Genomic DNA, 13,176 nt, shown 5'->3' on the forward strand with positions numbered 1-13,176 from the left:
TTGATGCTTGAATTAGAAGCGGTAGTGCGAGAATGCTTTGTTGGCTTCAGCCATACGGTGCACGTCTTCACGCTTCTTGACTGCAGCACCTTTGCCTTCAGCAGCATCCAGCAGCTCGCCAGCCAAGCGCAGAGCCATGGACTTCTCGCCGCGCTTGCGGGCGTAGTCTACGAGCCAGCGCATTGCCAGAGCGTTACGACGGGATGGACGAACTTCGACCGGAACCTGGTAAGTGGCACCGCCAACACGGCGGGACTTTACTTCGACCAGCGGAGCGATGGCGTCGAGAGCTTTCTCGAAGATTTCCAGGGGATCGCTGTTCTTGCGTTCTTTGACCTTGTCCAGCGCACCGTAAACGATACGCTCGGCAACGGCCTTCTTGCCGCTTTCCATCACGTGGTTCATGAACTTCGCGAGGATTTGCGATCCGTATTTTGGATCGTCCAGAATCTCACGTTTTGCTGCTACACGACGTCTTGGCATGATAAGCCCTCAAACGGTCTTCAGGTTAGCCCGGGACCTGGGTCTACGACCCCCGCCCGACCTTACTCTTATCGACTGAAAAAATTGATTATGTGCAAACGGCCGATTACTTCGGACGCTTGGTACCGTACTTCGAACGACCTTGGTTACGACCTTTGACGCCGGAGGTATCCAGGGAGCCGCGAACGGTGTGGTAACGAACACCTGGCAAGTCTTTTACACGGCCGCCACGGATCAGGACGACGCTGTGCTCTTGCAGGTTGTGGCCTTCACCGCCGATGTACGAGGAAACCTCGAAACCGTTGGTCAGACGCACACGGCATACTTTACGCAGTGCCGAGTTAGGTTTTTTCGGCGTGGTGGTGTACACACGGGTGCACACGCCACGACGTTGCGGGCAGTTCTGCAGCGCAGGTACGTCGGATTTCTCGACGGTACGCTTACGCGGCTGACGTACCAGCTGGTTGATAGTTGCCATCTACTAGCTCCACTGATTGTCTTGCGACGCTATTGTCTTGCAAGAAAGCCTAAAATTGACGAGACGGAGCCTCACCAAATTTAAGGGTACAAAAGTCTAAAGAGGTTCTTGCACCCAGTCAAGACAAGGCCCCGGCCCTCCCCGCCCGGTGATCGGTAACATTGCATGTCACCAAGCACCGCGGAGAGGGGCCGGGGCCCCGCCCTGTTACTTAATTACCGCTGGAATTCAACGCTTCGGTCAGTGCGGCTTCCACCTCACTGGCACTTACGCGCAGCGGTTTGTCGGCATCACGGCGACGCTTGCGCTCGCTGTGGTAAGCCAGACCGGTACCGGCCGGGATCAGACGGCCGACGACCACGTTCTCTTTCAGGCCGCGCAGGTAATCGCGCTTGCCGGTTACCGCCGCTTCGGTCAGTACACGGGTGGTTTCCTGGAAGGAAGCCGCCGAGATGAACGATTCGGTGGACAGCGAGGCCTTGGTGATACCCAGCAGCACACGGGTGAACTTGGAGATGAACTTGTCATCGGCTGCGAGACGCTCGTTCTCGACCAGCACGTGAGTCAGTTCCATCTGGTCACCCTTGATGAAGCTGGAGTCGCCCGACTCGGCAATCTCGACCTTACGCAGCATCTGACGCAGGATGGTCTCGATGTGCTTGTCGTTGATCTTAACGCCTTGCAGACGGTAAACGTCCTGGATCTCGTTGACGATGTACTTCGCCAGCGCGCTGACACCCAGCAGACGCAGGATATCATGCGGATCGCTTGGACCGTCGGAGATAACTTCGCCGCGGTTGACCTGTTCGCCTTCGAAGACGTTCAGGTGGCGCCACTTCGGAATCAGCTCTTCGTACGGATCGCTACCGTCGGTCGGAGTGATGACCAGACGACGCTTGCCTTTGGTCTCTTTACCGAACGCGATGGTACCGCTGACTTCCGCCAGGATCGACGCTTCTTTCGGACGACGTGCTTCGAACAAGTCGGCAACACGTGGCAGACCACCGGTGATGTCACGGGTCTTCGACGTTTCTTGCGGGATCCGCGCGATAACGTCACCAACACCGATCTGGGCACCGTCAGCTACACCTACCAAGGCGTTGGCCGGCAGGAAGTACTGAGCAGGTACGTCGGTACCTGGCAGCATCAAATCCTTGCCATTGGCGTCGACCATCTTGATGGCCGGACGGATTTCCTTGCCAGCGGCAGGGCGATCCTTGGCGTCCAGGACTTCAATGTTGGTCAAACCAGTCAACTCGTCAGTCTGACGCTTGATGGTGATGTTTTCTTCCATGCCCACGAAGGTCACGGTACCTTTCAGCTCGGTAACGATCGGGTGGGTGTGCGGGTCCCACTTGGCGACGATTGCGCCTGCGTCGACCTTGTCACCTTCCTTGACCGAAATCACGGCGCCGTAAGGCAGCTTGTAGCGCTCACGCTCACGACCGAATTCGTCGGCAATGGCCAGCTCGCCGGAACGCGATACAGCAACCAGGTTGCCGTCAGCACGCTCTACCTGCTTGAGGTTATGCAGACGAACCATACCGCCGTTCTTCACCTGGACGCTGTCGGCAGCCGAGGTCCGGCTGGCAGCACCACCGATGTGGAACGTACGCATGGTCAGCTGGGTACCCGGCTCACCGATGGACTGGGCAGCGATTACGCCGACCGCTTCACCGATGTTTACCTGGTGACCGCGAGCCAGGTCACGACCGTAGCACTTGGCGCAGATACCGAAGCGAGTTTCACAGCTGATCGGCGAACGAACGATAACTTCGTCGATGCTGTTGAGCTCAATGAACTCAACCCACTTCTCGTCGACCAGGGTACCGGCCGGAACGATGACATCGTCGGTGCCAGGTTTGAACACATCACGGGCGATTACTCGACCCAGTACGCGCTCGCCCAACGGCTCGACCACGTCGCCGCCTTCGATGTGCGGAGTCATCAGCAGGCCTTGATCGGTGCCGCAATCGATCTCGGTAACCACCAGATCTTGTGCCACGTCGACCAGACGACGAGTCAGGTAACCCGAGTTCGCAGTCTTCAAGGCGGTATCCGCCAGACCCTTACGAGCACCGTGCGTCGAGATGAAGTACTGCAGAACGCTCAGACCTTCACGGAAGTTCGCGGTGATCGGCGTCTCGATGATCGAGCCGTCCGGCTTGGCCATCAGACCACGCATACCGGCCAACTGACGAATCTGAGCTGCCGAACCCCGAGCACCGGAGTCAGCCATCATGTACATCGAGTTGAAGGACTCTTGGTCGACTTCGTCGCCATTGCGGTCGATGACTTTCTCTTTCGAGAGGTTGGCCATCATCGCCTTGGAGACTTCGTCGTTCGCCTTGGACCACAAGTCGATGACCTTGTTGTACTTCTCGCCCTGGGTTACCAGGCCGGAGGCGTACTGGCTCTCGATTTCCTTCACTTCTTCGGTGGCAGCACCGATGATGCGGGCTTTTTCGTCCGGGATAACGAAGTCGTTAACACCGATCGAAACGCCGGAAATGGTCGAGTAGGCAAAGCCGGTGTACATCAGCTGGTCAGCGAAGATAACGGTCTCTTTCAGACCAACCACGCGGTAGCACTGGTTGATCAGCTTGGAGATCGCCTTTTTCTTCATTGGCTGGTTGACCACGTCGTACGACAGACCTGGTGGTACAACCTGGAACAGCAGGGCACGGCCGACAGTGGTGTCGACGATACGGGTGTTCTTGACGCTGCCGCCATCACGGTCGTTCACGGTTTCGTTGATACGAACCTTGATCTTGGCGTGCAGGGCAGCTTCGCCGGCGCGGAATACCCGGTCGACTTCCTGCAGGTCAGCGAAGACGCGACCTTCGCCCTTGGCGTTGATGGCTTCACGGGTCATGTAGTACAGACCCAGTACGACGTCCTGCGACGGAACGATGATTGGCTCACCGTTGGCTGGCGACAGAATGTTGTTGGTGGACATCATCAGCGCGCGCGCTTCGAGCTGGGCTTCCAGCGTCAGCGGCACGTGCACGGCCATCTGGTCACCGTCGAAGTCGGCGTTGTACGCAGCACAGACCAGCGGGTGCAGCTGGATAGCCTTACCTTCGATCAGTACCGGTTCAAACGCCTGAATGCCAAGACGGTGAAGGGTCGGTGCACGGTTGAGCAGTACGGGGTGTTCGCGGATCACCTCGGCGAGCACGTCCCAGACCTCTGGCAGCTCGCGCTCGACCATCTTCTTGGCAGCCTTGATGGTGGTCGCCAGACCACGCATTTCCAGCTTGCCGAAAATGAACGGCTTGAACAGCTCGAGAGCCATCTTCTTCGGCAGACCGCACTGGTGCAGTCGCAGGGTCGGGCCTACGGTAATTACCGAACGGCCGGAGTAGTCCACGCGCTTGCCGAGCAAGTTCTGACGGAAGCGACCTTGCTTACCTTTGATCATGTCAGCCAGCGACTTCAGCGGACGCTTGTTCGAGCCAGTGATGGCGCGACCGCGACGGCCGTTGTCGAGCAGGGCGTCGACCGCTTCCTGCAGCATGCGCTTTTCGTTGCGCACGATGATGTCCGGAGCCGACAGGTCAAGCAGACGCTTGAGACGGTTGTTCCGGTTGATCACGCGGCGGTACAGGTCGTTCAGGTCGGAGGTCGCGAAGCGGCCACCATCCAGTGGTACCAGCGGACGCAGGTCCGGCGGCAGTACTGGCAGAACGGTCAGGACCATCCACTCAGGCAGGTTGCCCGAGCCCTGGAAAGCTTCCATCAGCTTCAGGCGCTTGGACAGCTTCTTGATCTTGGTTTCCGAGTTGGTTTGCGGAATTTCTTCGCGCAGGCGGCCAATCTCGTGCTCCAGGTCGATAGCGTGCAGCAGCTCGCGAACAGCCTCGGCACCCATGCGGGCATCGAAGTCATCACCGAACTCTTCCAGCGCTTCGAAGTACTGCTCGTCGTTGAGCAGCTGACCCTTCTCCAGGGTGGTCATGCCCGGGTCGATAACGACGTAGCTCTCGAAGTAGAGAACGCGCTCGATATCACGCAGGGTCATGTCCATCAGCAGGCCGATACGGGACGGCAGCGACTTCAGGAACCAGATGTGGGCGACTGGCGAGGCCAGTTCGATGTGCGCCATGCGCTCACGACGAACCTTGGCCAGGGCGACTTCAACGCCGCACTTCTCGCAGATCACACCACGGTGTTTCAGGCGCTTGTACTTACCGCACAGGCACTCGTAGTCCTTGACTGGGCCAAAGATCTTGGCGCAGAACAGGCCGTCACGCTCAGGTTTGAACGTACGGTAGTTGATGGTTTCCGGTTTTTTAACTTCACCGAACGACCACGAACGGATCATCTCAGGCGACGCGAGGCCGATGCGAATGGCATCGAACTCTTCGACTTGACCCTGGTTTTTCAGCAAATTCAGTAGGTCTTTCAAGGCCTTTCCTCCTGGCGGAGCAAGGAGCGGGCTGTTACAGCCCCGCTCCCATTCGCGTCACGTGTTATTCGGTTTCCAGATCGATATCGATACCGAGCGAACGGATCTCTTTGATCAACACGTTGAAGGACTCGGGCATGCCCGGCTCCATACGGTGATCGCCATCCACGATGTTTTTGTACATCTTGGTACGGCCGTTCACGTCGTCCGACTTCACTGTGAGCATTTCTTGCAGAGTGTACGCCGCGCCGTATGCTTCCAGCGCCCAGACTTCCATCTCCCCGAAACGCTGACCACCGAACTGCGCCTTACCACCCAGCGGCTGCTGGGTAACCAGGCTGTACGAACCAGTGGAACGCGCGTGCATCTTGTCGTCCACCAAGTGGTTCAGCTTGAGCATATACATGTAACCAACGGTCACCGGACGCTCGAACTTGTTGCCGGTACGGCCGTCGAACAGCACCATCTGGCCGCTTTCTGGCATGTCAGCCAGTTTCAGCATGGCCTTGATTTCGCTTTCCTTGGCACCGTCGAAGACTGGAGTAGCCATAGGCACGCCTTTCTTCAGGTTGTGCGCCAGAGCAAGGATCTCAGCGTCGGTGAAGTCTTCCAGGCTTTCCTGACGACCGCCGATCTCGTTGTAGATCTCGGTGAGGAAGCTGCGCAGCTCAGTGGCTTTGCGCTGCTCTTCGATCATCCGGTCGATCTTCTCGCCCAGACCTTTGGCCGCGAGGCCGAGGTGGGTTTCGAGGATCTGCCCGACGTTCATACGCGATGGTACGCCCAGCGGGTTCAGTACGACGTCTACCGGAGTACCGTTGGCGTCGTGCGGCATGTCTTCGACCGGCATGATCACCGAGACCACACCTTTGTTACCGTGACGGCCGGCCATCTTGTCGCCCGGCTGAATGCGGCGGCGGATAGCCAGGTAGACCTTGACGATCTTCAGTACGCCCGGTGCCAGATCATCGCCCTGCTGCAGCTTGCGCTTCTTGTCTTCGAACTTGTCGTCGAGCAGACGGCGACGATCGACGATGTAGGCCTGGGCCTTCTCGAGCTGATCGTTGAGCGCGTCTTCTGCCATGCGCAGTTTGAACCACTGGCCGTGCTCCAGACCGTCGAGGACCTCGTCGCTGACCACGGTGCCTTTTTTCAGGCCCGCGCCACCGTCGACAACCTGGCCGTTCAGCGCCGAGCGCAGACGCTCGAAGGTTGCGCCTTCAACGATGCGGAACTCTTCGTTCAGATCCTTGCGGATCTCGTCCAGCTGGGTCTTCTCGATGGACAGGGCGCGGCTGTCGCGCTCAACGCCGTCACGAGTGAAGACCTGCACGTCGATGACAGTACCTTTGGTGCCGGTTGGCACGCGCAGGGAGGTGTCTTTAACGTCGCTGGCTTTTTCACCGAAGATTGCACGCAGCAGTTTTTCTTCCGGAGTCAGTTGGGTCTCGCCTTTCGGCGTGACCTTGCCGACCAGGATGTCGCCAGCGCCGACTTCAGCACCCACGTAAACGATACCGGCTTCGTCCAGTTTGTTCAGTGCAGCTTCACCCACGTTCGGGATGTCTGCAGTGATTTCCTCAGGCCCAAGCTTGGTGTCACGCGCCACACAGGTCAGTTCCTGAATGTGGATAGTGGTGAAGCGATCTTCCTGAACCACGCGCTCCGACAGACAGATGGAGTCTTCGAAGTTGAAGCCGTTCCACGCCATGAACGCGATGCGCATGTTCTGACCCAGAGCCAGCTCACCCATATCGGTGGACGGACCGTCAGCCATGATGTCATGACGCTTGACCACATCACCCTTGCTGACCAGCGGACGCTGGTTGATGCAGGTGTTCTGGTTCGAGCGGGTGTACTTGGTCAGGTTGTAGATGTCGACACCGGCTTCACCGGTTTCAACTTCGTCATCTGCAACGCGAACCACGATACGGCTGGCATCGACCGAGTCGATAACGCCGCCACGGCGAGCCACGACGCAGACGCCGGAGTCACGGGCAACGTTGCGCTCCATGCCGGTACCTACCAGCGGCTTGTCGGCGCGCAGGGTTGGTACAGCCTGACGCTGCATGTTCGAACCCATCAACGCACGGTTGGCGTCGTCGTGCTCGAGGAACGGAATCAGCGACGCTGCAACCGAAACTACCTGCTTCGGCGAAACGTCCATCAGGGTGACGTCTTCCGGCGCCTTGACGGTGAATTCGTTCAGGTGACGCACTGCTACCAGTTCGTCGATCAGACGCTTGTCTTCGCTCATGGTGGCCGAAGCCTGGGCGATGACGTGGTCAGCTTCTTCGATCGCCGACAGGAACACGATGTCGTCGGAAACCACACCCTCTTTCACCACGCGGTACGGGCTCTCGAGGAAGCCGTACTGGTTGGTGCGGGCATACGCCGCCAGGGAGTTGATCAGACCGATGTTCGGACCTTCAGGGGTCTCGATCGGGCACACACGGCCGTAGTGGGTCGGGTGTACGTCACGGACTTCAAAGCCAGCGCGCTCACGGGTCAGACCGCCAGGGCCGAGTGCAGAGACACGACGCTTGTGGGTAATTTCCGAGAGCGGGTTGTTCTGGTCCATGAACTGCGAGAGCTGGCTGGAACCGAAGAACTCTTTCACCGCCGCCGCAACCGGCTTGGCGTTGATCAGGTCTTGCGGCATCAGGCCTTCGCTTTCTGCCATCGACAGACGCTCTTTGACCGCACGCTCAACGCGCACCAGGCCAACCCGGAACTGGTTCTCGGCCATCTCGCCAACACAACGCACACGGCGGTTGCCGAGGTGGTCGATGTCGTCGACGATGCCTTTACCGTTACGGATGTCGACCAGAGTCTTCAGCACGTCAACGATGTCTTCCTTGCTCAACACGCCCGAACCTTCGATCTCGGAGCGACCGATACGACGGTTGAACTTCATACGGCCAACAGCGGACAGATCATACCGCTCGGCGCTGAAGAACAGGTTGTTGAACAGGGTCTCGGCGGCATCCTTGGTTGGCGGCTCGCCTGGACGCATCATCCGGTAGATCTCGACCAGCGCTTCCAGTTGGTTGCTGGTGGTGTCGATCTTCAGGGTGTCCGAAATGAACGGACCGCAGTCGATGTCGTTGGTGTACAGCGTCTCGAGGCGAACAACCTGAGCCTTGGCGATCTTGATCAGCAGCTCGGTGGTCAGCTCGGTGTTGCACTCAGCCAGGATCTCGCCGGTAGCCGGATGTACGATTGCCTTGGCAGTGGTGCGACCCAGTACGTACTCCATCGGCACGTCCAGCTGCTTGACGCCAGCCTTCTCGAGCTGATTGATGTGGCGTGCAGTGATACGACGGCCTTGCTCGACGATGACTTTGCCATTTTCGTCATGGATGTCCATGACCGCAACTTCACCGCGCAGGCGCTGAGGTACCAGCTCCAGGCTCAGGCTTTCACCGGTAACGTGGAACACGTTGGTGGTGTAGAAGGCGTTCAGTACCTCTTCGGTGCTGTAGCCCAGCGCGCGCAGCAGTACCGAGGCCGGCAGTTTGCGGCGACGGTCGATACGCACGAATACGCAGTCTTTCGGGTCGAACTCGAAGTCCAACCAGGAGCCGCGGTAAGGAATGATACGAGCCGAGTACAGCAGTTTGCCCGAGCTGTGCGTCTTGCCACGGTCGTGGTCGAAGAACACACCCGGCGAACGGTGCAGCTGGGAAACGATCACACGCTCGGTACCGTTGATAACGAAGGTACCGTTCTCAGTCATCAGGGGAATTTCACCCATGTAGACTTCTTGCTCTTTGATGTCCTTGATCGCTTTGTTCGACGACTCTTTGTCGAAGATGATCAGACGGACCTTGACCCGCAGCGGTACGGCGAACGTCACGCCGCGCAGGACGCATTCCTTGACGTCGAAAGCCGGTTCGCCCAGACGATAGCCAACGTACTCCAGGGCAGCGTTGCCGGAGTAGCTGATGATCGGGAAGACCGACTTGAAGGCAGCATGCAGACCGACGTCGCGGAACTGATCCTTGGATGCTCCCGCTTGCAGGAATTCGCGATACGAATCCAGCTGGATGGCCAGGAGGTAAGGCACATCCATCACGTCCGGCAACTTGCTAAAGTCCTTGCGGATACGTTTTTTCTCAGTGTATGAGTAAGCCATCAGCGTTCCCCAGCTTGGTCACCTGCTTGTTTGGCGTCTCCCGGCGGGAGCAACCAGAAAATCGTGCAAACCCCATGGTTTGCTCCACCCTCTAGGTGGCTACAGCACGTTATCGGGGCCGACCTGGTCGGCCGCCAATAACGGAAAAAGGCCGGTGGCAAAAGCCACCAGCCGTCAGCCTTAGCTCAACGCTCCGGCTGGAGTCGCAAAGTCGAAATTACTTCAGTTCGACTTTAGCGCCTGCTTCTTCCAGCTTCTTCTTAGCGTCTTCAGCGGCTTCTTTCGAAACGCCTTCAGCTACAACCTGAGGAGCGCCATCGACTTTCTCTTTGGCTTCTTTCAGGCCGAGACCGGTCAGTTCACGAACTGCCTTGATCACGTTTACTTTCTTCTCGCCAGCTTCCAGCAGAACGACGTTGAATTCGGTCTGCTCTTCAACAACGGCGGCAGCAGCAGCTGGGCCAGCAGCGGCAACAGCGGCGGTCACGCCGAAGGTTTCTTCCATTGCTTTGATCAGTTCAACAACTTCCAGAACGGTTTTCTGGCCGATTGCTTCGATGATTTGTTCGTTAGTCAGGGACATTGACTTAAATCCTGTATTGGGGTGAAGGCCTACGCAGCCATCAAATTAAACGTATGATTTTGAAAGCGCTTCGTTGCCTTAGGCAGCGGTAGCTTCTTTCTGGTCGCGAATGGCTGCCAGGGTACGAGCCAGCTTGCTGGTAGCGCCTTGGATAACGCTCATCAGCCTTGCGATGGCTTCGTCGCGGGTCGGCAGGGTAGCCAACACGTCGATTTCGTTCGCTGCAATGAACTTGCCGTCAAACGCAGCTGCCTTGATCTCGAACTTGTCCTGACCCTTGGCGAACTCTTTGAACAGACGAGCAGCAGCGCCCGGGTGTTCGTTGGAGAAAGCGATCAGGGTCGGGCCAGTGAAGGCGTCGTTGAGGACACTGAAGTCAGTGCCAGCAACAGCGCGCTTGAGCAGGGTGTTACGTACAACACGTACGTATACGCCAGCTTCACGAGCCTCTTTACGGAGTCCGGTCATTGCGCCTACAGTCACACCACGGGCATCAGCCACGACAGCGGACAGAGCGACTTTGGCAGCCTCGTTGACTTCAGCGACGATGGCCTTCTTGTCTTCGAGTTTAATTGCCACGGGTAAAACTCCTGCTTGTTACCGTTTCATCTGGCCGAAGCCGGATGTCGTTTTGGTGTCTGATTCGGTAAGGAACCGGGAGCACCATCTGCGTAGGCTGGGTGTTTAAGGCTTGCGCCGCCTACGGTCTTGGATAGCCCCCGCCAGGCAGGGACCCCAATTTTTGCAGCTGGCGTGCCTGAGCACGCCGGCTTTGTCTTACGCGTCCAGCGAGCTCTGGTCGATGACCAGACCTGGGCCCATAGTGGTGCTCAGGGTAACGCGCTTGACGTAGATACCTTTCGAGGAAGCCGGCTTGATACGCTTCAGATCAGCGATCAGGGCTTCAACGTTTTCCTTCAGCTTGCCGGCTTCGAAGCCAACCTTGCCAACGGAGGTGTGGATGATACCGTTTTTGTCGGTGCGGTAGCGAACCTGACCAGCTTTGGCGTTTTTAACCGCGGTAGCTACGTCTGGAGTCACGGTACCAACCTTCGGGTTAGGCATCAGGCCACGAGGACCGAGAACCTGGCCGAGTTGACCAACAACGCGCATGGCATCCGGGGATGCGATGACTACGTCGTAGTTCAGGTCGCCGGCTTTCATTTCGGCAGCCAGATCGTCCATGCCTACACGGTCAGCGCCGGCAGCCAGAGCGGCTTCAGCAGCAGGACCCTGGGTGAACACGGCAACGCGTACGGTCTTGCCAGTGCCGTGTGGCAGCACAGTAGCGCTACGAACGACCTGGTCGGATTTACGCGGGTCAACACCGAGGTTGACGGCAACGTCGAAGGATTCGCTGAACTTCACGGTGGAGAGTTCGGCCAGCAGCACTGCTGCGTCTTCGAAGTTGTAGACTTTGCCAGCTTCGATTTTCGAAGCAATAGCCTTTTGGCGCTTGGTCAGCTTAGCCATTACACACCCTCCACGTTGAGGCCCATGCTGCGAGCAGAACCGGCGATGGTACGCACGGCTGCATCCAGGTCAGCGGCAGTCAGATCAGCCTCTTTGGTCTTGGCGATCTCTTCCAGCTGAGCACGGGTCACAGCACCCACCTTGACGGTGTTAGGACGCGCGGAGCCGCTGGTCAGGCCAGCTGCTTTTTTCAGCAGAACCGAAGCAGGGGTGCTTTTGGTTTCGAAGGTGAAGCTACGGTCACTGTAAACAGTGATGATCACAGGAGTCGGCAGGCCGGCTTCTTGACCCTGAGTACGGGCGTTGAAGGCCTTGCAGAATTCCATGATGTTCACACCGTGTTGACCCAGTGCTGGACCAACGGGTGGGCTAGGGTTGGCCTGGCCGGCCTTTACTTGCAGCTTGATGTAAGCCTGAATCTTCTTAGCCATGAGCTACTCCAATATCGGGTACGAACGCCTGAAGGCTCCCCGGATTACGTGCGTTTTATCCCAGTGACGACAAAACCCCGCAGCACATAGGGCTGCGGGGTATGGGATGCGTCGTTCGCCTAGACCTTCTCGACCTGGCCGAACTCGAGCTCCACCGGAGTGGAACGACCGAAAATGAGCACCGCCACCTGGAGCCGGCTCTTTTCGTAGTTAACTTCTTCAACGGTACCGTTGAAATCAGCAAAGGGACCGTCAACAACACGAACCACTTCACCTGGCTCAAAGAGCGTTTTTGGCTTCGGCTTGTCGCTGCCGTCGGCAACGCGACGCAGAATAGCCTCAGCTTCTTTATCGGTGATGGGTGCAGGCTTGTCTGCAGTACCACCAATGAAGCCCATTACACGAGGGGTATCCTTGACAAGGTGCCAAGTACCTTCGTTCATTTCCATCTGGACCAATACATAGCCAGGGAAGAACTTACGCTCGCTCTTGCGCTTCTGGCCATTACGCATTTCGACGACTTCTTCGGTCGGAACCAGAATTTCGCCGAAACCGTCTTCCATGCCAGCCAGCTTGACACGCTCAGTCAAAGAGCGCATCACATGCTTCTCGTAACCCGAGTAAGCATGCACAACGTACCAACGCTTAGCCACGGGACACCCTTAGCCAACAATCAAGGAAACCGCCCAGCCGAGCAGGGAGTCGAGACCCCACAGCAGCAGCGCCATAACCAATACAACGACCACAACGATAAGCGTGGTTTGCATGGTTTCTTGGCGGGTCGGCCACACGACTTTACGGATCTCGGTACGAGCTTCCTTCGCCAACGCAAAGAACGACTTGCCCTTTGCAGTCTGCAAGGCAACGAAGCCAGCAGCAGCAGCCAGAGCTAGAAGTGCGAGTACGCGGTACAGAATCGGAGAGGCGGAGTAATATTGATTACCCACGACACCAACGACTACCAGTGCAACAACAGCGAGCCACTTGAAAAGATCAAAACGCGAATCTTGGGCTTCAGTTTTGGGAGTCATCGAGGAGGATCCTGTGAGAAGAAAGCCAATCACACCGAGGTGAATGGCAGGTCAGGAGGGAATCGAACCCCCAACCTACGGTTTTGGAGACCGTCGCTCTGCCAATTGAGCTACTGACCTTTAACACTGTACCAGGCCGGCCATTATG

At 57.7% G+C, this 13,176-nt stretch carries 10 protein-coding genes and 1 tRNA gene; all 11 read right to left on the reverse strand.

All coding sequences use genetic code 11. From position 1 onward, the window contains the following. Window positions 1-12 precede the first annotated feature (12 nt). Complete coding sequence (gene rpsG, locus CXQ80_RS21380) at window positions 13-483, reverse strand: 30S ribosomal protein S7 (protein ID WP_008089143.1); 471 nt, start codon at window positions 481-483, stop codon at window positions 13-15. Window positions 484-589: 106 nt separating this feature from the next. Next, window positions 590-961, reverse strand: coding sequence for a 30S ribosomal protein S12 (gene rpsL, locus CXQ80_RS21385; RefSeq protein ID WP_003257088.1), 372 nt, complete (start codon window positions 959-961; stop codon window positions 590-592). 211 nt (window positions 962-1,172) lie between these two features. After that, window positions 1,173-5,372 carry a DNA-directed RNA polymerase subunit beta' gene (rpoC, locus tag CXQ80_RS21390; protein WP_101322348.1) on the reverse strand — a complete coding sequence of 1,400 codons (4,200 nt, stop codon included), beginning with the start codon at window positions 5,370-5,372 and terminating at the stop codon, window positions 1,173-1,175. A 64-nt stretch (window positions 5,373-5,436) separates the two neighbouring features. Continuing rightward, on the reverse strand, window positions 5,437-9,510 hold the full coding sequence (rpoB, locus tag CXQ80_RS21395; RefSeq protein WP_101322349.1) for a DNA-directed RNA polymerase subunit beta: 4,074 nt from the start codon (window positions 9,508-9,510) through the stop codon (window positions 5,437-5,439). Between the two features lie 217 nt (window positions 9,511-9,727). Further along, window positions 9,728-10,093, reverse strand: a complete 366-nt coding sequence (rplL, locus tag CXQ80_RS21400; RefSeq protein ID WP_033703494.1) for a 50S ribosomal protein L7/L12 — start codon at window positions 10,091-10,093, stop codon at window positions 9,728-9,730. 78 nt (window positions 10,094-10,171) lie between these two features. Then, on the reverse strand, window positions 10,172-10,672 hold the full coding sequence (rplJ, locus tag CXQ80_RS21405) for a 50S ribosomal protein L10 (protein WP_101322350.1): 501 nt from the start codon (window positions 10,670-10,672) through the stop codon (window positions 10,172-10,174). Between the two features lie 198 nt (window positions 10,673-10,870). After that, a complete protein-coding gene (rplA, locus tag CXQ80_RS21410; RefSeq protein ID WP_101322351.1) occupies window positions 10,871-11,566 on the reverse strand; it encodes a 50S ribosomal protein L1 in 696 nt (231 codons plus the stop codon). Next, window positions 11,566-11,997: a 50S ribosomal protein L11 gene (rplK, locus tag CXQ80_RS21415; RefSeq protein WP_101322352.1), complete on the reverse strand. Its 432-nt coding sequence runs from the start codon at window positions 11,995-11,997 to the stop codon at window positions 11,566-11,568. The genes rplA and rplK overlap by 1 nt, the downstream gene beginning before the upstream one ends. Before the next feature lie 119 nt (window positions 11,998-12,116). Continuing rightward, complete coding sequence (gene nusG, locus CXQ80_RS21420; protein WP_101322353.1) at window positions 12,117-12,650, reverse strand: transcription termination/antitermination protein NusG; 534 nt, start codon at window positions 12,648-12,650, stop codon at window positions 12,117-12,119. Window positions 12,651-12,659: 9 nt separating this feature from the next. After that, window positions 12,660-13,028 carry a preprotein translocase subunit SecE gene (secE, locus tag CXQ80_RS21425; RefSeq protein WP_101322354.1) on the reverse strand — a complete coding sequence of 123 codons (369 nt, stop codon included), beginning with the start codon at window positions 13,026-13,028 and terminating at the stop codon, window positions 12,660-12,662. Window positions 13,029-13,072: 44 nt separating this feature from the next. Next, window positions 13,073-13,148, reverse strand: a tRNA-Trp gene (locus CXQ80_RS21430). Between the last annotated feature and the right edge of the window lie 28 nt (window positions 13,149-13,176).

The organism is Pseudomonas sp. 02C 26 (assembly GCF_002843585.1).
GTDB classification, from domain to species: Bacteria; Pseudomonadota; Gammaproteobacteria; order Pseudomonadales; family Pseudomonadaceae; genus Aquipseudomonas; species Aquipseudomonas shirazensis.

Coding starts and splice junctions, on each gene's coding strand:
- secE (WP_101322354.1), bottom strand. CDS start 13,028: ATGACTCCCAAAACTGAAGCCCAAGATTCGCGTTTTGATCTTTTCAAG.
- rplK (WP_101322352.1), bottom strand. CDS start 11,997: ATGGCTAAGAAGATTCAGGCTTACATCAAGCTGCAAGTAAAGGCCGGC.
- rplA (WP_101322351.1), bottom strand. CDS start 11,566: ATGGCTAAGCTGACCAAGCGCCAAAAGGCTATTGCTTCGAAAATCGAA.
- rpoB (WP_101322349.1), bottom strand. CDS start 9,510: ATGGCTTACTCATACACTGAGAAAAAACGTATCCGCAAGGACTTTAGC.
- rpsG (WP_008089143.1), bottom strand. CDS start 483: ATGCCAAGACGTCGTGTAGCAGCAAAACGTGAGATTCTGGACGATCCA.
- rpsL (WP_003257088.1), bottom strand. CDS start 961: ATGGCAACTATCAACCAGCTGGTACGTCAGCCGCGTAAGCGTACCGTC.
- rplL (WP_033703494.1), bottom strand. CDS start 10,093: ATGTCCCTGACTAACGAACAAATCATCGAAGCAATCGGCCAGAAAACC.